We start from the raw sequence: 17,211 nt of genomic DNA, 5'->3' as shown, positions 1-17,211 counted from the left end.
AAACAGCAGGTCACCGCCTGGCGCACGTCCGAACTCGCCTAATCCTGGCGCCGTCACCACCGACCTTCCCCCATGAGCCGGCACTCCTGACCGATCGACGAAATTAGCACGGCAACACCTGGTGAAACAGGCGAAGTTGACACCATGGGCCGAACCTACGCCCTGAAGGCGTCCACCCCGGGGCGAACGCCTTCAAGAACACCCGGCTTCACGAACACCCGGTGTCCGGGCAGGCGGGCCACAGCGTCGTCACAGCCGAGGATCCACCGGCTCCGACTCCAGCGCCAGCACCCCGAACACCGCCTCGTGCACCCGCCACAGCGGCTCCCCCTCGGCGAGCCGGTCCAGGGACTCCAGGCCCAGGGCGTACTCGCGCAGGGCCAGTGAGCGCTTGTGGTTGAGGAAACGGCCCCGCAGCCGGTCGAGATTCTCGGGGCGTGTGTACTCCGGGCCGTAGATGATCCGCAGGTACTCGCGGCCCCGGCACTTGATGCCGGGCTGGACCAGGCGGCCCCCCTCGCCGCGCACCAGCGCGCCGAGCGGCTTGACGACCATGCCCTCGCCGCCGCGGCCGGTCATCTCCAGCCACCAGTCGATCCCCGCCCGCACCGACGCCGGGTCGGCCGGGTCGACGTAGAGGCGCCGGGTGGTCGCCAGCATCCCGGACGGGTCGGCCGTCACCAGCCGGTCGATCAGGGCGAGCTGTTCGTCGTGCGGCACGCCCGCCAGGCTGCGGCCCTGGGTGGCGAGGATCTGGAACGGGGCGAGCCGCACCCCTTCCAGGCCGGACGTGGGCCAGCAGTACCGCCGGTAGGCGTCGGTGAAGGAGGCCGCGTCGGCGGCCCGTTCCCGCTGCTTGGCCAGCAGGTCCCCCACGTCCACGCCCCGTGCCGCGGCGGCTTCGAGGGCGGCCACCGCTCCCGGGAACACCGCCCCGGCCGCGGCGCCGACGGCCGCGTACTGCGAGCGCAGCAGTCCGGACGCCTTCAGCGACCAGGGCAGCAGCTCGGCGTCGAGCAGTATCCAGTCCGTCGTCAGCTCCTCCCACAGACCGGCCTCCGTGACGGCGTCCCGTACCCGGCCGAGGATCTCCTCGGCCATCGCCGGGTCGTCGAAGAAGGGCCGCCCGGTACGGGTGTAGAGCGCGCCGGTGACTCCGGACGCCCCGAACCGCTCGCGCGCGGTCGCCGCGTCCCGGCACACCAGCGCCACCGCCCGCGACCCCATGTGCTTCTCCTCGCACACGACCCGCGCGACGCCTTCTGCCCGGTACTGCTCGAAGGCCTCGGCCGGGTGCTCCAGGTAGCCCTCGACCCGCGACGTGGCGGTGGGTGCCATGGTCGGCGGCAGGTACGGCATCAGGCGCGGGTCCACGGCGAAGCGGCTCATGACCTCCAGGGCCGCGGCCGCGTTCTCCTCACGTACGGAGATCCGTCCCGCGTGCCGGGTCTCGACGATCCTCCGGCCTTGTACGTCGGCGAGGTCCAGCGGCCGTCCCTCGTGGCCGCCGGGGGCCTCGGAGGCCAGCGGCTTGACCGGCTCGTACCAGACCCGCTCGGCCGGTACGTCGACGAGTTCGCGCTCCGGCCAGCGCAGCGCGGTGAGCTTGCCGCCGAACACCGCTCCGGTGTCCAGGCAGATGGTGTTGTTCAGCCAGGTGGCCTCCGGCACGGGTGTGTGGCCGTAGACGACCGCCGCCCGGCCCCGGTAGTCCTCGGCCCACGGGTAGCGCACCGGCAGCCCGAACTCGTCGGTCTCGCCGGTGGTCTCGCCGTACAACGCGTGCGAGCGCACCCGGCCCGACGTACGGCCGTGGTACTTCTCGGGCAGTCCCGCGTGGCAGACGACGAGGCCGCCGCCGTCGAGGACGTAGTGGCTGACGAGCCCGTCCACGAACTCCCGCACCTGCTGCTTGAACTCGTCGCTCTCGCGCTCCATCTGCTCGATGGTCTCGGCGAGGCCGTGGGTGTGCTGGACCTTGCGGCCCTTGAGGTGCCGGCCGTACTTGTTTTCATGATTGCCCGGCACGCACAGGGCGTCGCCCGAGCCGACCATGGACATCACCCGGCGCAGGACGCCCGGCGAGTCGGGGCCGCGGTCGACGAGGTCGCCGACGAACACGGCCGTACGCCCCTCGGGGTGCACGCCGTCCACGTAGCCCAACTTGCCCAGCAGCGCGTCCAGTTCGGAGGCGCAGCCGTGGATGTCGCCGATGATGTCGAACGGTCCGGTGAGGTGGGTCAGGTCGTTGTACCGCTTCTCGGTGCGGACCTCGGCGGTCTCGGCCTCCGCCACGCCCCGCAGGACGTGCACCTTCCTGAAGCCCTCGCGCTCCAGGTGCCGCAGTGAGCGCCGCAGTTCGCGGATGTGCCGCTGGATGACGCGGCGCGGCATGTCGGCTCGGTCGGTGCGCGAGGCGTTGCGCTCGGCGCACACCTGCTCGGGCACGTCGAGCACGATGGCGATGGGCAGCACGTCGTGCTTCCTGGCGAGCTCGATCAGCTGCTTGCGGCCCTCCTGCTGCACGTTGGTCGCGTCCACGACGGTGCGCCGGCCCGCCGCGAGCCGCTTGCCCGCGATGTAGTGCAGGACGTCGAAGGCGTCCCGGCCGGCGCTCTGGTCGTTCTCGTCATCGGCGACGAGACCACGGCAGAAGTCCGACGAGATCACCTCGGTCGGCTTGAAGTGCCGCCGCGCGAAGGTGGACTTGCCCGAGCCTGAGGCGCCGACCAGCACGACGAGGGAGAGGTCGGTGACGGGCAGCGTACGCACCCGGGTCTCGTCGGATCCGACGGTCCCGTTGCTCTCACTGCTTCCGTTGGTTCCGTTGGTGTCGTTGGTGTCGCTCATGCGGCCTTCTCCTCCCTCGTGGCGCTCTTGTTCTCGGTGGTGACCGTGAAGACGGCCATCTGGGTAGGTGGCCCCACCTCGGGGTCGTCGGGTCCGACCGGTACGAACTCCACGCCGTAGCCGTGCCGTTCGGCCACCGCCTCCGCCCAGGCCGCGAACTCGGCGCGGGTCCACTCGAAGCGGTGGTCGCGGTGCCGGACGTGGCCGGCCGGGAGGGTCTCCCAGCGGACGTTGTACTCGGCGTTCGGCGTTGTCACGATCACCGTCCTGGGGCGCGCGGAGCCGAACACCGCGTACTCCAGGGCGGGCAGCCGCGGCAGGTCGAGGTGTTCGATCACCTCGCTGAGCACGGCGGCGTCGTACCCCTTGAGCCGCTTGTCGGTGTACGCGAGCGAGCCCTGGACGAGCGTGACGCGTTCGGCCTGCCGCTCCCCCATCCGGTCCAGCTTGAGCCGCCGCGAGGCGATGGTGAGCGCCCGCATCGACACGTCGACTCCGACGATCTCGGTGTAGCGCGTGTCCTTCAGCAGCGCCTGCACCAACTGGCCCTGCCCGCAGCCGAGATCGAGCACCCTGGCGGCGTCGGTCGCCGCCAGCGCGGCCAGGATCGCGTCCCGCCGCCGGACGGCGAGCGGTACGGGCTGCTCCTCGGTGTCCGTCTGCTCGTCGACGGCGTTGTCGATCTCCCCGACCACGCTGTCGTCCGTCTCGGCGAGGCGTACGAGTTCCAGCCGCTCCATGGCCTGCCGGGTGAGCGACCAACGGCGCGACAGATAGCGGCTGGTGATGAGCTTCTGCTCCGGGTGGTCCGACAGCCAGCCCTCCCCGGCCCGCAGCAGCTTGTCCACCTCGTCGGAGGAGACCCAGTAGTGCTTGGCGTCGTCGAGCACCGGGAGGAGGACATACAGCTGCCGCAACGCGTCGGCGAGGCGCTGCTCACCCTCCAGTACGAGGCGTACGTACCGGGAGTCACCCCACTGCGGGAACTCGGTGTCCAGCGGCACGGGTTCCGCGCTCACCGCCCACCCGAGCGGCTCGAAGAGCGCGCGTACGACATCGGCGCCGCCGCGGGCCGGCAGTGCGGGCACCTCGACGCGCAGCGGCAGCGGCTGCCCGGGCAGCTCGGGCCTGGCATGGCAGGTGCCCTTCATCGCGCTGGAGAACACGCTGCTCAGCGCGACGGCGAGGAGCGAGGAGGCGGCGTACGGGCGGTCGTTGACGTACTGCGCGAGAGCCGCGTCCGGTGCTCCGCCGCGGCCCTTGCCCTTGCCGCGCCGGACCAGGGCGACCGCGTCGACCTCCAGGAGCAACGCCGCCGTGCAGCGCTCCGCGCTCGCCTCGGGGTAGAGGACGTGGGCCCTGCCGTAGGAGGTCGGGAACACCTGCGCGTTGTCGGGATGCTTGTGCAGCAGGAAGCCGAGGTCGGTCGCGGGTCGGTCGGGGGCGCCGGTCGTACTGATCGTCAGGAACACGGTGAGTCTGCCTCGAAATGGCTGCTGAGCTGGGGACAGTTGACGGTTGTCCGCACAACGTACAGCGACCCTCCCCGGCGCACTCGGGGATTTTCGCTCCGCGGCCTTCGCCTGCTCAGTCGGTGGGGGACCGGGCGAGTCCGAGGTCGTAGGCCAGGATCACGGCCTGGACGCGGTCGCGGGCGCCGATCTTGGCCAGGATGCGGCCGACGTGGGTTTTGACCGTGGACTCGGACAGGACGAGCCGGGCGGCGATCTCACCGTTGGTCCAGCCCCTGCCGATGACGACGAGGATCTCGCGCTCGCGGTGGGTGAGGGAGGTCAGCCGCGGGTCCTCGACAGGGTCCTTGGTGGGGTCCTCGGCGCGAGCGGGCAGGTGATGGGCGAACTCGTCCAGGAGGCGGCGGGTGAGGGCAGGGGCGACCACGGCGTCGCCCCCGGCGACGGCACGTATACCGGCGAGCAGTTCCTCGGGGCGGGCATCCTTGAGGAGGAAGCCGCTGGCGCCGGCGCGGAGCGCGGCGTGGGCGTATTCGTCCAGGTCGAAGGTGGTCAGGACGAGAACACGGGAGCGACCGCCGGAGGCGACGATGCGGCGGGTCGCCTCGATGCCGTCCATGCCCGGCATGCGTACGTCCATGAGAACGACGTCGGGCCGCAGTTCGGCGGCCTTGCGGACGGCCTCGGCGCCGTGCGCGGCCTCGCCGACCACCTCGGTCTCGGGCACCGACTCCAGCAGCACGCGGAAACCGAAGCGCTGCAGGTCCTGGTCGTCGACGATGAGCACCGTGGTCATGACGCACCGCCTCGGCGGAAGGTGGGACCGCCCCCGGGGGTGAGACCGCCTCGGGGGGTGAGGTCGAGAGCGGCTTCCACCGTCCATCCTCCGCCGGGCGCGGGTCCCGCGCTCAGGCTCCCCTCGTAGAGAGCCACTCGTTCACGCATCCCCACCAGGCCGTGTCCTTCCTCGTTCGACGGTTGCGCCGTACGGCCGGCCGCGCCGGTGTCGTGGATACGGAGGTTCAGCCGACTGCCCTCCATGGTGATCGCGAGGCCGACACGGCTGCCGGCACCGGCGTGCTTGAGGGTGTTGGTCAGCGCCTCCTGCACGATGCGGTGGACCGTCAGCTGCACGCCGTCGTCCAGGGCGGTCAGGTTCCCGCCCGTCCGGTAGACGACCTCAAGACCGGCGGCCCGTACGCCCGCGCACAGGGCGTCGATGTCCGCGATACCGGGCTGCGGGCTGAGCTCGGCGTCGCGGGGGCGCCCCTTGGCGGACTCACGCAGCAGGCCGAGCACACGCCGCAGCTCGCCCAGTGCCTGACGGCCGGTGTCGCCGATGAGCAGGAGCGCCTCCTTGCTCCGGTGGGGAGTGACGTCGGTGGCGTACGCTCCGGCGTCGGCGAGCGTGATCATGACGGACAGGTTGTGGCCCACGATGTCGTGCATCTCGCGGGCCACCCTGGCGCGCTCGGTGGCGACCGCCAGCCTGCTGCGCTGATCGCGTTCGATCTCCAGGCGCTCCGCCCGCTCCCGCAGTCCGGCGACCTGGGCCCGCCGGATCCGTACCATCAGTCCGAGCGCCAGGGCCGCGGTCGCGGCGCTGAGCAGGAAGAACAGCGCGACCCAGAAGGTGACGGCCACCGACACCCGCACCGTGACCAGCGCCGTGGCCCCCAGCACGGCTCCACAGGCCCACGGCAGCTCCCGCGGCCGGCCGCGCAGGGCCAGGCCGTAGAGCGCGACGAGCAGGGCGACGTCCGCGCGCAGGGCGACATCAAGGGCCCACTGGAGCATGAAGACCGTCATCACGGCACCGAAGACCGGCAGGGGCCTCCGGCGCCGCCACAGCAGCGGCAGCACCAGGCCGGCCTGCAGCGCGAGCATTTCCGCCACCGACGGCTCGCCGAACGCGGCGCGGACCTCCGGGGGAGCGTCGTCGTCGAACCCGCCCCCGTCCATCAGGTCCGGCAGGCAGAACAGCGCGAAGACGAGCCCCACCACCACGACATCAAGCACCCACGGATGCGCCCGCTCGGCCTGCCTGAGCCGCTCGCCGAACCGGCCCAGGCGGCCGACGAACGGGCCCATCGCGCTGATGTCGTCGGTGGTGGTGGTCACGGATATCACCTGTCCATGGTGCGGGCCGTCGGACGTCGCTGCGTACCGGCGCCGTCAGACGTCGCGGCGTACCATCCGGTACGCCGCCCCGCCCAGCGCGAGAAGCGTCCAGCCGAGGAAGACCAGCAGCCCGGCCGTCGGCGACAAGGTCGTGGAGTCGTGCGTCAGGGCGAACATCGACTCGCCCGCGCTGCTGGGCAGGTACGGGGTGAGATTCTCCTCCCAGGCGTTCGGCAGCAGCGTCATCAGCCCCGGGACCAGCATCAGGGTGGCGACCAGGACCGAGATCCCGCCTGCCACCGATCGCATCAGGGACCCCAGCGCCGCGCCGATCACCCCGATGAGGCAGAGGTAGAGCCCCGCGCCCAGCAGGCTGCGTACGACACCGGTGTCCGACAGACCCATGGCCGCGTCCGTACCGTCCACGATGCCGCTGGCCAACAGGAACGTACCGAACGCGCCGACCATCCCCACCACCAGCGCGACCAGCCCGAACACGGCCGACTTGGCCCACAGGACGGGCAGCCGGCGCGGCACCGCGGCCAGCGTCGAGCGGATCATGCCGGTCGAGTACTCACCGGCGGTGATCAGCACGCCCAGCACGCCCAGTGCCAGTTGCGCGAACATCGTGCCGAACAGGGCCAGGCTGACGGCCGTCGAGTCGGCGAAGTCGTCCTCCATGGGATTGCCGGAGTCGAACTGCGACGAGTACTGCATGGCGGCGATCACACCCACCGCCACCAGGAACACCAGGCCGAGGCCCAGCGTGATCCACGTCGAGCGCAGCGACCACAGCTTGGCCCACTCCGAGCGCAGCACGCCCAGGCCGGTCACCCGGTGGACGGGGCGCGGTGCGGGGCCGGTCTCGGGAGACTCGGTCGTCGTCAAGGTCATGGTGGTGCTCATGCCGCCCTCCCGGGGGACTCGATGCCGGCCGTGGAGCCGTGGTACTCGACGGCGTCCTTGGTGAGATCCATGAACGCCTCCTCCAACGACACCGTCTTCTGGCTCAGTTCGAACAGCGCGATCCCGTGCTGCGCCGCCCTGAGCCCGATGTCACGCGCGCTCACTCCGCGCACCTGCAGTTCCTCGGAGCCGGGCCGGCCGGTGATGTCGACGTCCGGGCCTGCCAGCGCCTCGCGCAGGCGCGTCGGCTCCTGCGTGGTCACGTTCACCGTGTCGCCGCCCGCCTCGCGGATCAGATCGTGCACGGTGGTGTCCGCCAGCAGCCGCCCGCGGCCCACGACGATCAGATGGTCCGCCACCAGCGCCATCTCGCTCATCAGGTGCGACGACACGAACACCGTGCGGCCCTCGGCCGCGAGCCCCGTCAGCAGGTTGCGGATCCACAGCACACCCTCGGGGTCCAGCCCGTTCACCGGCTCGTCCAGCATCACCGTCTGGGGATCGCCCAGCAGTGCCGCCGCGATGCCGAGCCGCTGGCCCATGCCGAGCGAGAAGGCACCGGCCCGCTTCTTCGCCACGCTCTCCAGGCCCGCGAGCTCGATGACCTCGTGCACCCTGCTCCGCGGAATTCCGTGGGTCAGCGCCAGCGCGTTGAGGTGCTGGAACGCCGAGCGTCCCGGGTGGATGGACTTCGCCTCCAGCAACGCGCCGACTTCCTGCAAAGGCGCCCGGTGCCGCGCGTAGCGGCGGCCACCCACCGTCACGGAGCCGCTCGTCGGGGCGTCGAGCCCGACGATCATGCGCATGGTGGTGGACTTCCCCGCGCCGTTGGGGCCGAGAAAGCCGGTCACGGAACCCGGCCGTACGACGAAGTCGAGCCGGTCCGTGGCCGTCTTCTCGCCGTACCTCTTGGTCAGTTGCTGTGCCTCGATCATCGCGTTGCTTCCTCGGCTTCCGCACCGGACGGTCCTGGCGCGCTCACCACGAAGTCTGGTTCCCGGCCCGGCCGATCCCGTGGTACCGCGGTCTGAATCGTCGCGAGGAGGTGGTACCGCGGTACTACGTGCGCCGCTGCACCGCGGACCGACCGCGGCCGGGGCGGCGGCCGTTCGGACCGGGAGGCGGGCCGTTCGGACCGGAAGACTGGACAGTCGGACCGGGAGGCCGGCCAGTCGGCCGACGCGGGGCTCCGGGGCGTGCGCCTAGCGTCGTTCGCATCAGACCACCGCATACCGAGGGGGACGCTCGATGGACCAGCACCAGGACCAGCACCAGGGCCAGGACCAGGACGAGGAGCAGCGATCGACGACCGGAGCGACCACGGAGTTCGAGCCCGATGTCATGGATCTGCTCGTGGAGGCCCTGCGCGGCGCGGTCAGGCGCGAGTCACCGGTCGTGGGTACGGAGACCGTGCTGGCCGCGCTCGTCATGGGGGACACGGACGCCGGTGCGGCCATCACCCCCGGCATGCGGGCCGCCGGTTCGCTGAGCGGCCTGATCTCCGGGCGGGGGGACCGTGGCTGGGCGAACGACGACGAGGGCCCGGACGCACCGGCCGCCGTCGATGGCGACGCGCAGGATGCCGACGTACACGAGGTCGACGCGCATGAGGTCGACACCGCCTGGCGCGAGGCGCAGTGGCGTCTCGGCCTCGGCTCGCGCGGAGCCGCCTCACGCGGAGCCGCCCCGCGGAGCGATCAGGCACAGCCCCGGATGACCGGGGCGCTGCGTATGTGCCTGCTGCGCGCGATCGGGTCGGCCCGCGCCGAAGGGACGGTCTCGGTGCGCTGCCGGCACGTGGCCCGCGCCCTGGTGGACCTGCCCGACAGCAGGGCCCGCGAAGCGCTGCTGCTGCGGAGGCTGGACCCGGCCGCCGCGGCAACGGCGCTCGACGGACAGGCCGCCGGCGCCTCCGCGCAGTCGGCGCAGTCCGCACAGTCGGCGCAGTCGGCGCAGAGCGAGGGTCCGGAGTCCCGCGGTGTCACCCTGCTCCGCCGGGCCGGGACCCTGGGCAAGAGCGGCAACCGCCTGACCCGCGCGTTCACGTCGTGGACCTCGGGGTCCGGCCAGAACGGCTCGCCGGTGCTGTTCGCGGTGTCCGTCGAGGCCGTACGGCAGGCGGTACGGTGCGGGCGCGCCGCGGCCGAGCCCGTGGACCTCCTGCTGGGCATCCTGGCCCTGGACCGCGCCCTGTCCGTCGCCGGCCGGTCGCTTCCCGAGAGCCTCGCGGCGGCCAACGCGGCCCCGGCCCTGTTGCGCCGGCACGGGGTGCGGCAGACTTCCCTGACCCTGGCGGCGGCCACCTCGGCGCCGGCGTCCGCTGTCGCCGACGCTGCCGGAGCCACCGACGCTGCCGATGTGCGGTTGTCCCCCGCCGTCGACAAGCTCATGGCGGTCGCGCAGCTCACCGCCGCCGAGCACGGCTCCCCCACGGTCGGTACGGTCCATCTGCTGTCCGCGCTGCTCGGTGAACCCGCGGCGGAGGCCGACGCGGGCTCGGTCGTACGACTGCTGCGGGCTTCCGGTCAGGTGGATCTGGCCGCCCTGCGGGCCGAGTTGCGCCTCCGGTTGGGCGCGTGACACCGGGGAGCCCCGGCCGACGACCGTCACCGCCGGAGCTACCGTTCCTCCTCCCGGCGGGTCCACGGCGCCGAGGCCACCGGCACGTACAGGAGCACGTACAGGAGCAGGAGCAGAAGTGATGACGAGTCAGGTGTCCGAGGACTCGGGGCAGCCTCCCGTGCGGCCGGGCTTGCGCGGGCCGGCCGGTGTCCCCGGGCGCATACGGGACGCGGCGGCCGAGAGCTGGGCGGCGGTACGCGCGGCTCCCCGCCGGACGGTCCGCGCCGAGGGGCTGCTCTGCGCCCTGACGGCCGCCTTCGGACTGATCCCGCTGCTGCTGGTGACGCCGGACCGGCCCGTCCTGGCGGCACTCGAAGCGCTGTGGGCGACACTGCTCGTCGCCGCGCGGCGGACCCGGCCGGTCGCTGCGGTCCTCGGCGTCGCTCCGCTGGTCGTGGGCGTCAGCATATGGACGCTGGCGGCGGTTCCGCTGATCGTGCTGTCCGCCACCCGGCGTATCGCTCCGACGCGGCGGGCCTGGCAGACCGTCGGCACGGCCTGCGCCGTCGTGGTGCTGCTGACCGTCGTCCTGGCGATCCCCCGGTGGCGGAACCTGCCGCTGGACCTGGCGGGCAACGGGATCTCCGCCGTGCTGCTCGTGTTGCTCCCCGCCCTCGCCGGAACCCTGCTGGGGCAGCGGCGGTTCCTGGTCGACCTGCTCCGGGAGCGCAACGACTATCTGGAGCAGGCCCGTTCGCTGAGCGCCTCGACCGCCCGTCTTGAGGAACGGAACCGGATCGCGAGCGAGATGCACGATCTCCTGGGGCACCGGCTGAGCCTGATCTCGGTGCATGCCGGGGCGCTGGAACTCGCCGCCGCGCGCCAGGCGCCTCCCCTCTCCGGACAGGCCGAGTTGCTGCGTACGACCGCCGGTACGGCCATGGCGGAACTGCGCGAGATCCTCGGCGTACTGCGCCACGACGCGGACACGGCTGACGAGTCCGGGAGCGAGCGGGGAACGCGCGAGGACATCACCGCCCTGGTGGCGGAGTCCCGGCGGACGGGCGGCGCGGTCGAACTCGGCTGGTCCGTGCCCGACGCGGCGGCGGTGGACGACCGCACCCGGCAGGCGGTCCACCGGGTGGTCCGCGAAGGGCTGACGAACGTACTGAAACACGCGTCCGGGGCACCCACCCGGGTGGAGGTCAGGAGTGTGGGCGCCGGTATCGAGGTGTCCGTCACCAACGGCGTACCGCGTGCGGACAACCGTTCCCAGGGCGGAACTCGCAGTGGCCTGGCGGGACTTCAGGAGCGGATCTCGCTGCTCGGCGGCGGTTTCGAGGCGGGTGCCCTGGCCGACGGCGGCTTCCGCGTGGCGGCCTGGTTGCCACTTCAGGCGAACGGCAACGCGCCCACGCCCACGCCCACGCCCGCGGGACTCACCCCTGAATCCAGCCCTGGGTCCAGCCCTGGGTCCAGCACCGGATCCGGTCCCGGGCCGGGAGTGGGCCGATCCCCGCTGTCGGACGAGGTCCTGACGTGGCCGCGTGTCCTGGGGGCCGGGTGCGCGGCGGTGCTGGTGGTCCTGCCGACGGTGGGCTTCCTCGTGTTCCTGCTGCTGACGGCAGCCCTAAGATGAGCTGATGATCCGAGTTCTGGTCGCCGACGACGAGGCGCTGATGCGCGTCGGGATCCGGCTGATCCTGGAGAACGCCGAGGACATCGAGGTGGTGGCCGAGGCGGGCGACGGCCTGGAAGCCGCCGCGGCGTGCCGCACGCAGGACATCGATGTGGCCCTGCTCGACATCCAGATGCCGGGCAGGGACGGGATCGCGGCCGCCGAGGACATCGCCCGCGTCTCCCCCCGCACGTACGTCGTGATGCTCACGGCGTTCGGCGAGGAGGCGAGTGTGACGCGCGCTCTGCGGGCCGGTGCGAGCGGATTCCTCCTCAAGGACACCGGCCCCGTCGAGCTGATCGACGCCGTACGGCTCGCCGCGAGCGGGGAACCGGCCCTGGCGCCCCGCATCACCCGCCAACTGCTGGAACGGCACGTACGATCCGGCCGGGACACCGAGGCCGCCCTGCGCAGGACCGAGGAGCTGACCCCGGCCGAACGGGACGTCCTGCGGTTGCTCGGCACCGGTCTGTCCAACGCGGAGATCGCCGATCAGCTGTATCTGAGCGCCGGCACGGTCAAGGCGCACATCAGCAGAATCCTGACCCGCACCGGCTGCGCCAACCGCGTACAGGCCGCCGTCCTGGCCCACGACGCCGGCCTGCTCACCGACCACTGAGCCATGAGCCGTCGCGGGCCACTGAGTCACTGAGTCACTGAGTCAGAGTCACTGAAGTCACTGAGAAGCCTGGTCAGATCGCGACGCGGCCTCCGTCGGCGGGCAGCACCGCCCCGTAGATGAAGCCGGCCTCGTCGGAGGCGAGGAAGCAGACGGCCGCGGCGATCTCGTCGGGATCCGCTCCTCGCTGCGCCGGCACGGCTGCGGCCAGCGTGTCGAACATCTCGCCCATCGCGGCACTCGCCGGTGTGCGGGTCGGTCCGGGGGCCACGACGTTGACCCGTACGCCCCGCGGGCCGAACTCGGCGGTCCAGGACCTGGTCAGGGCCTCGATCGCGGCCTTGGAGGCTCCGTAGGCGGCCAGGCCGCTCATGCCGATGGTCGCCGCCATGGTCGAGATGCTGATGATGGCGCCGCCACCACGGGCGGCCATCCGCGGGGCGATCGCCGCGGTCAGGTAGAACGGCGCCTTGACGTTGACGGCGAAGACGAGGTCGAAGTCCTCCTGCGCGGTCTGCTCGGTCGGGCCGCCCAGGGCCACACCGGCGTTGTTCACGAGGATGTCGACGTCCGCCGCTTCCCCGGCGAGGCGCCGCACGTCGTCGAAGTCCGCGAGATCGGCGGCGAGGAACCTGGCCCTGCCTCCCTCCGCCTCGATCCCGGCGACGACCTCTTCACCGCGCTGCTTGTCGCGACCGGTCACGATCACCCGCGCGCCGTGGCGGGCCAGGCGCTGCGCGACGGCGCGGCCGATACCCGAGGTGGCGCCCGTCACGAGTGCGGTCTTGTCCTGAAGTGTGTCCTGGAGTGCGTCCTGAAGACTGGCCTGAAGCGTCATGGTCGAAGATTCCTTCTTCTCTGGCTGTGCGACGGCTACGCGAACGAGGCGGCGTGGTCGGCGGCGAACTGCTCGAACGAGCGCGCCGGGCGGCCCAGCAGGGTCGGCACGTCCTGGGTGACCCACTCGGCGTCGCCTTCAGCGGTCAGGCTGAACGCCTGGGCGTTCATGTGGGCGACCTGCTCGGGGACTCCGGCGCGGATCATCGCGTCCTTGTGCTCCTCGAAGCCGAGTTCCCGGTAGGTGATGGTCCGGCCCAGCAGCCCGGAGAGCACGGCGGCCACGTCGTCGTTGGAGACCGACCGCGGGCCGGAGAGCCAGTACGTCCTGCCGGCGTGCGCGGCGGGCGCGGCTACGATCCCGGCGGCCACCGCCGCCACGTCCCGGGCGTCGACCATGCCTGTCCGTCCCTTGCCGGCCGCCGAGCCGAAGCCGTCGGTCCTGGCGATCTCGGGCGCCGACGCGAGGACGTTCTGCATATAGGCGTTCGAACGCAGCAGGGTGTGGGGCACCCCGCAGGCGGCCGGCCCGGCCTCGATCTCGCTCTGCCCGCGCCGCCGGGCGATCGGCGCATCGGGCGAGGCCTTGCTGGTGGCCTTGACGATGTGGCCGACCCCGGCCCGTGCGGCGGCGGCGACGACGTTCAGTTCCTGCGCGGGCACGGCGGGACTGACCAGCACCACCGCGGTCACGCCCGCCATCGCCGCGTCGATGCTCGCAGGCGCCGCCAGGTCGCCGACGACGACGTGCGCGCCCGCGTCCGCCAGTGCCATTGCCTTCGCGGGGTCGCGGACCAGCACCCGGACCGGCTCCTGCCGCTCGGCGAGCAGCCGCACCGCTTCGGAGCCGACCTTCCCGGCCGTGGTGACAAGGATCATGCGGGGCCTCTTTCCGTTCGCTCCAGCTCACTCCCAAAATGGGTTGCACAACCCACTCTCCGTCACGTGGAATGGGTTGTCAAACCCAGAAATGTTAGAGTGGGTGTCATGAGCACCGAGACGCGGAACCTGCCGAAGCTGACCGCCAAGGGAGCACGTACGCGGGCGCGGATCGTGGACGCCGCCGCCCGGCTGATCCACGAGCGGGGTGTCGCGGCCACCACGCTCGATGACGTGCGGGCGGCGGCGGAGGTCAGCGGATCACAGCTCTACCACTACTTCGCCGGCAAGGAGGAGTTGCTCCAGGCGGTCATCGACCACCAGGCCGACACCATCCTGGGCAACCAGCGCGAGGCCGACCTCGGCAGCATCGAAGGGCTCGGGGCCTGGCGGGACATGGTGATCGACCAGGCGAAGAGCACCGAAGCCAAGGGAGGCTGCCCCCTCGGATCGCTCAGCGGCCAACTCGCCGAGGCCGACCCCGAGGCCCGCGCCCTGCTCGCCGCCGGATTCGACAGATGGTCAGCCACCATCGGCGACGGCCTGCGAACCCTGCACGCCGCCGGGCGGCTCGCGGACGAGACCGACCCGGACGACCTCGCCGTCACCTTTCTCGCCGCGCTCCAGGGGGGCCTGCTCCTCGCGCAGGTCCACCGCGACACCCGGGCTCTCGAAACCGTGCTCGACACCCTCATCGCCCTGGCCTCCGGCGGAACAGCCGCACCGGCCCTGCCGAGGTAGCACGGCTCGGTAGCGCGGCTGCTGTAGCGCGGCTGCTCCAAGTGGAGACCTTTTTGCTCAGGTCAGCGGCTCAGGTCAGTGGCTCAGGTCAGCGGCTCGTGGTTGACCCAGATCGCCTTGTTCGGATAGCGGCTCTGCCAGCGCTTGATGAGGTCGCCGGCGCCCGGAATGGTGAAGGCCGCGTTGAGGGCGTCGAGGTCCGCGATGCCGAACTGCATGACCGCGCTGGCCACGGCCACGGGGGCATGGTCGTCACCGGGCACCCGGATGTGGGGCCTGGCCGAGAACGTCTCGACCACACCGGAGCCCATCACGAGTTCCTCGAACTCCTTCAGGTACTGGTTCAGCTCGTTCTCGGGAATCGGATTGTCGAACGCCACGATCGTCGTGTGATGAATCATGCCTTCAGTGAACAGGCGTTTGTCACCCGCGTCCAAGATCCCTCGGTTCTCAATCGATTCCTGACAGGAATCAGTGAAAGGCCATCAGGGATACCCTCCAGGCATGGCAGATCTGGAGACGCGCGAGCTGGAGTACTTCGTCGCACTGGCCGAGGAACTGCATTTCGGTCATGCCGCGGCCCGCTTGACGATCGCCCAGCCCGCGTTGTCGAAAACCGTCCAGCGGCTTGAGTCACGGCTGGGGGTGAAGCTGCTGGAGCGTTCGAGTCGGCACGTCGCGCTGACCCCGGCGGGCGAAGCGCTGCTGCACCACGGCCGGCACGCGCTCAACGCGGTCGGCGCGGCAGCCGAGAAGGCACGCCGGGCCGGTGACCGCCAGGCGCAGCTGCGCCTGGTGATCAAACCCGGCGGGGACGCGGACCTCCTGTCGGGCATCCTGGCCGCCTACGCGCAGCGGCCGGAAGCACGGCAGGTGGACATCCTGTTCGGCGGGGCCACCGACCGCGCCGACCACATCCTCGACGGGCGGGCCGATGTGGGGCTGCTGTACCTGCCCTTCGACGACATGACCGGCCTGGACCACGAGACGCTGGCGGTCGAAGGGCGCGTCGCGATCCTGCCGCCCGGGCACCGGCTCGCCTCCCGCACCGCGCTGAGTCTGGCCGACCTCGCCGGCGAGACGCTGCCGCGCTGGCGAGGAGTCGGCTGGACGGGAGCGCCCAAGGGTGTCGAAGGGCCCGAGGTCTCGGACATCACCGAGGTCATGCAGATGATCAGGCTCGGCCGGACCGTCGCGATGCTGCCGCGGTCACTCGCCCGGCCCCGGTTCCCGGACCTCGTCTACCGGCCGGTGACCGACGCTCCGACCAGCCGCCTCGTCCTCGCGTGGTCGCAGACCGACCGCCGGACCCTGGTCGCCTCCTTCGTCGCCGCCGCCGTGGAGGCCGCGGGCGCCGCCGGCGTGGCGGGTGCCGCGCCGACCGCGACGTGACAGCACGCGGACCGACGCGGCGCCCTGTGTCGGCACCCGGAAGCCGGAAGCCGGAAGCCTAATGCCGTTGCCCGGCCGGCCCGACCCGGCCCGACCCGGCCCTCAGAGCTGGGACTGGACCTGGGAGGAGATGAGGTCCAGGTGGTCCAGGTCGTCGAGGTCGAGGATCTGGAGGTAGATCCGCTGGGAGCCGACCTCCGCGAAACGGCCGATCCTGTCGACGACCTCGGCCGGGGAACCCGCCAGGCCGTTGGCCTTCAGCTCCGCCACCTCACGGCCGATCGAGGCCGCCCGGCGGGCCACCTCGGCGTCGTCCTTGCCCACGCAGGCGACGAGCGCGTTGGAGTAGACGAGGTCGGTGCCCTTGCGCCCGGCCTCCTCCGCGGCGGCCCGCACCCGGCCGAACTGGCTCCCGCTGTCCTCGACCGACGCGAACGGCATGTTGAACTCGTCCGCGTACCGGCCCGCGAGGCGCGGCGTACGGGACACTCCGTGGCCGCCGATGAGCACCGGCACCCGGGACTGCGCGGGCTTGGGCAGCGCGGGCGAGTCGGTGAGCTGGTAGTAGGTGCCGTCGTAGCTGAAGGTCTCGCCGACCTCGGTCTCCCACAGCCCGGTGACGATCGCCAGCTGTTCCTCCAGCCGGGCGATCTTCTCCTTCGGGAACGGGATGCCGTACGCCTTGTGCTCCTCCTCGAACCAGCCCGCGCCCAGGCCCAGTTCGACCCGGCCGCCGGACATCTGGTCGACCTGGGCGACCTGGATCGCCAGAACGCCGGGGAGACGGAACGTACCGGCGGTCATCAGCGTGCCGAGCCGGATCCGCTTGGTCTCGCGGGCGAGTCCGGCGAGGGTGATCCAGGCGTCCGTCGGGCCCGGGAGGCCGTCCGTGGACCCCATGCGCAGGTAGTGGTCGGAGCGGAAGAAGGCGTCGAACCCAAGGTCCTCGGTGGCCTTCGCCACGGCGAGCAGGGTGTCGTAGGTCGCCCCTTGCTGGGGCTCGGTGAAGATTCGAAGATCCATGCCTCCATCCTGCACGGTCGAACGCGGGCCGACCCCATCGGTGCCGCCGGTCGCTGCCGCTCGCTGCCGCCGCTCGGCCTCGTCCCCGGTGGGGTGGAACCACCGCCCCACCGCCCCACCGCCCCTGGAGC

Annotated in this window: 15 protein-coding genes; 5 read left to right on the top strand and 10 right to left on the bottom strand. The window is 71.8% G+C overall.

All coding sequences use genetic code 11. From position 1 onward, the window contains the following. Positions 1-249 precede the first annotated feature (249 nt). From AOK01_RS26870 to AOK01_RS26845, 6 genes are all read right to left on the bottom strand, one after another. Positions 250-2,850, bottom strand: a complete 2,601-nt coding sequence (locus AOK01_RS26870; RefSeq protein WP_079103775.1) for a polynucleotide kinase-phosphatase — start codon at positions 2,848-2,850, stop codon at positions 250-252. Next, positions 2,847-4,322: a 3' terminal RNA ribose 2'-O-methyltransferase Hen1 gene (locus tag AOK01_RS26865; protein WP_055516088.1), complete on the bottom strand. Its 1,476-nt coding sequence runs from the start codon at positions 4,320-4,322 to the stop codon at positions 2,847-2,849. Before AOK01_RS26865 ends, AOK01_RS26870 begins: the two co-directional genes overlap by 4 nt. Before the next feature lie 115 nt (positions 4,323-4,437). Then, entirely contained in the window at positions 4,438-5,118 is a 681-nt protein-coding gene (locus AOK01_RS26860; RefSeq protein ID WP_055516086.1) for a response regulator, read from the bottom strand. Continuing rightward, positions 5,115-6,413 carry a sensor histidine kinase gene (locus AOK01_RS26855; protein WP_055516116.1) on the bottom strand — a complete coding sequence of 433 codons (1,299 nt, stop codon included), beginning with the start codon at positions 6,411-6,413 and terminating at the stop codon, positions 5,115-5,117. Before AOK01_RS26855 ends, AOK01_RS26860 begins: the two co-directional genes overlap by 4 nt. 84 nt (positions 6,414-6,497) lie before the next feature. After that, positions 6,498-7,349 (bottom strand): ABC transporter permease, encoded by an 852-nt coding sequence (locus AOK01_RS26850; RefSeq protein ID WP_107099923.1) that lies wholly within the window; start codon positions 7,347-7,349, stop codon positions 6,498-6,500. Next, positions 7,346-8,284 (bottom strand): ABC transporter ATP-binding protein, encoded by a 939-nt coding sequence (locus AOK01_RS26845; protein ID WP_055516084.1) that lies wholly within the window; start codon positions 8,282-8,284, stop codon positions 7,346-7,348. Before AOK01_RS26845 ends, AOK01_RS26850 begins: the two co-directional genes overlap by 4 nt. Before the next feature lie 313 nt (positions 8,285-8,597). Here AOK01_RS26845 and AOK01_RS26840 point away from each other — a divergent pair, with 313 nt between their 5' ends. The 3 genes from AOK01_RS26840 to AOK01_RS26830 all read left to right on the top strand — a co-directional run bounded on the left by AOK01_RS26840 (position 8,598) and on the right by AOK01_RS26830 (position 12,208). Then, positions 8,598-9,929, top strand: coding sequence for a Clp protease N-terminal domain-containing protein (locus tag AOK01_RS26840; RefSeq protein WP_055516082.1), 1,332 nt, complete (start codon positions 8,598-8,600; stop codon positions 9,927-9,929). 121 nt (positions 9,930-10,050) lie between these two features. Continuing rightward, positions 10,051-11,550 carry a sensor histidine kinase gene (locus AOK01_RS26835; RefSeq protein WP_079103774.1) on the top strand — a complete coding sequence of 500 codons (1,500 nt, stop codon included), beginning with the start codon at positions 10,051-10,053 and terminating at the stop codon, positions 11,548-11,550. A gap of 4 nt (positions 11,551-11,554) precedes the next feature. After that, positions 11,555-12,208: a response regulator gene (locus AOK01_RS26830; RefSeq protein ID WP_055516080.1), complete on the top strand. Its 654-nt coding sequence runs from the start codon at positions 11,555-11,557 to the stop codon at positions 12,206-12,208. 73 nt (positions 12,209-12,281) lie between these two features. On the opposite strand, the gene AOK01_RS26825 is transcribed toward AOK01_RS26830, so the two are convergent. After that, complete coding sequence (locus AOK01_RS26825) at positions 12,282-13,046, bottom strand: SDR family NAD(P)-dependent oxidoreductase (protein ID WP_079103773.1); 765 nt, start codon at positions 13,044-13,046, stop codon at positions 12,282-12,284. 35 nt (positions 13,047-13,081) lie between these two features. Continuing rightward, positions 13,082-13,924 (bottom strand): NmrA family NAD(P)-binding protein, encoded by an 843-nt coding sequence (locus tag AOK01_RS26820; RefSeq protein WP_055516078.1) that lies wholly within the window; start codon positions 13,922-13,924, stop codon positions 13,082-13,084. Positions 13,925-14,032: 108 nt separating this feature from the next. Between AOK01_RS26820 and AOK01_RS26815 the strand changes: the two genes are divergently transcribed. Further along, positions 14,033-14,665, top strand: a complete 633-nt coding sequence (locus tag AOK01_RS26815) for a TetR/AcrR family transcriptional regulator (RefSeq protein WP_055516107.1) — start codon at positions 14,033-14,035, stop codon at positions 14,663-14,665. An 83-nt stretch (positions 14,666-14,748) separates the two neighbouring features. Here AOK01_RS26815 and AOK01_RS26810 read toward each other — a convergent pair whose 3' ends face one another. Continuing rightward, complete coding sequence (locus tag AOK01_RS26810) at positions 14,749-15,066, bottom strand: hypothetical protein (RefSeq protein ID WP_055516105.1); 318 nt, start codon at positions 15,064-15,066, stop codon at positions 14,749-14,751. Positions 15,067-15,169: 103 nt separating this feature from the next. Here AOK01_RS26810 and AOK01_RS26805 point away from each other — a divergent pair, with 103 nt between their 5' ends. Further along, entirely contained in the window at positions 15,170-16,057 is an 888-nt protein-coding gene (locus AOK01_RS26805; protein WP_055516076.1) for a LysR family transcriptional regulator, read from the top strand. Between the two features lie 102 nt (positions 16,058-16,159). Here AOK01_RS26805 and AOK01_RS26800 read toward each other — a convergent pair whose 3' ends face one another. Continuing rightward, positions 16,160-17,080: an LLM class F420-dependent oxidoreductase gene (locus AOK01_RS26800; protein ID WP_055516074.1), complete on the bottom strand. Its 921-nt coding sequence runs from the start codon at positions 17,078-17,080 to the stop codon at positions 16,160-16,162. Positions 17,081-17,211 lie beyond the last annotated feature (131 nt).

This window comes from Streptomyces aurantiacus (assembly GCF_001418335.1).
GTDB classification, from domain to species: Bacteria; Actinomycetota; Actinomycetes; order Streptomycetales; family Streptomycetaceae; genus Streptomyces; species Streptomyces aurantiacus.
Note: the sequence above shows the minus strand (reverse complement) of the source record. Positions and strands in the feature narration are given on the sequence as shown.

Bases quoted from the DNA above. Each gene is read 5' to 3' on its own strand.
- AOK01_RS26860 (WP_055516086.1), bottom strand. From the start codon at position 5,118: ATGACCACGGTGCTCATCGTCGACGACCAGGACCTGCAGCGCTTCGGT.
- AOK01_RS26800 (WP_055516074.1), bottom strand. From the start codon at position 17,080: ATGGATCTTCGAATCTTCACCGAGCCCCAGCAAGGGGCGACCTACGAC.
- AOK01_RS26870 (WP_079103775.1), bottom strand. From the start codon at position 2,850: ATGAGCGACACCAACGACACCAACGGAACCAACGGAAGCAGTGAGAGC.
- AOK01_RS26810 (WP_055516105.1), bottom strand. From the start codon at position 15,066: ATGATTCATCACACGACGATCGTGGCGTTCGACAATCCGATTCCCGAG.
- AOK01_RS26820 (WP_055516078.1), bottom strand. From the start codon at position 13,924: ATGATCCTTGTCACCACGGCCGGGAAGGTCGGCTCCGAAGCGGTGCGG.
- AOK01_RS26815 (WP_055516107.1), top strand. From the start codon at position 14,033: ATGAGCACCGAGACGCGGAACCTGCCGAAGCTGACCGCCAAGGGAGCA.
- AOK01_RS26830 (WP_055516080.1), top strand. From the start codon at position 11,555: ATGATCCGAGTTCTGGTCGCCGACGACGAGGCGCTGATGCGCGTCGGG.
- AOK01_RS26835 (WP_079103774.1), top strand. From the start codon at position 10,051: ATGACGAGTCAGGTGTCCGAGGACTCGGGGCAGCCTCCCGTGCGGCCG.
- AOK01_RS26855 (WP_055516116.1), bottom strand. From the start codon at position 6,413: ATGGGCCCGTTCGTCGGCCGCCTGGGCCGGTTCGGCGAGCGGCTCAGG.
- AOK01_RS26805 (WP_055516076.1), top strand. From the start codon at position 15,170: ATGGCAGATCTGGAGACGCGCGAGCTGGAGTACTTCGTCGCACTGGCC.
- AOK01_RS26845 (WP_055516084.1), bottom strand. From the start codon at position 8,284: ATGATCGAGGCACAGCAACTGACCAAGAGGTACGGCGAGAAGACGGCC.
- AOK01_RS26840 (WP_055516082.1), top strand. From the start codon at position 8,598: ATGGACCAGCACCAGGACCAGCACCAGGGCCAGGACCAGGACGAGGAG.
- AOK01_RS26850 (WP_107099923.1), bottom strand. From the start codon at position 7,349: ATGAGCACCACCATGACCTTGACGACGACCGAGTCTCCCGAGACCGGC.
- AOK01_RS26825 (WP_079103773.1), bottom strand. From the start codon at position 13,046: ATGACGCTTCAGGCCAGTCTTCAGGACGCACTCCAGGACACACTTCAG.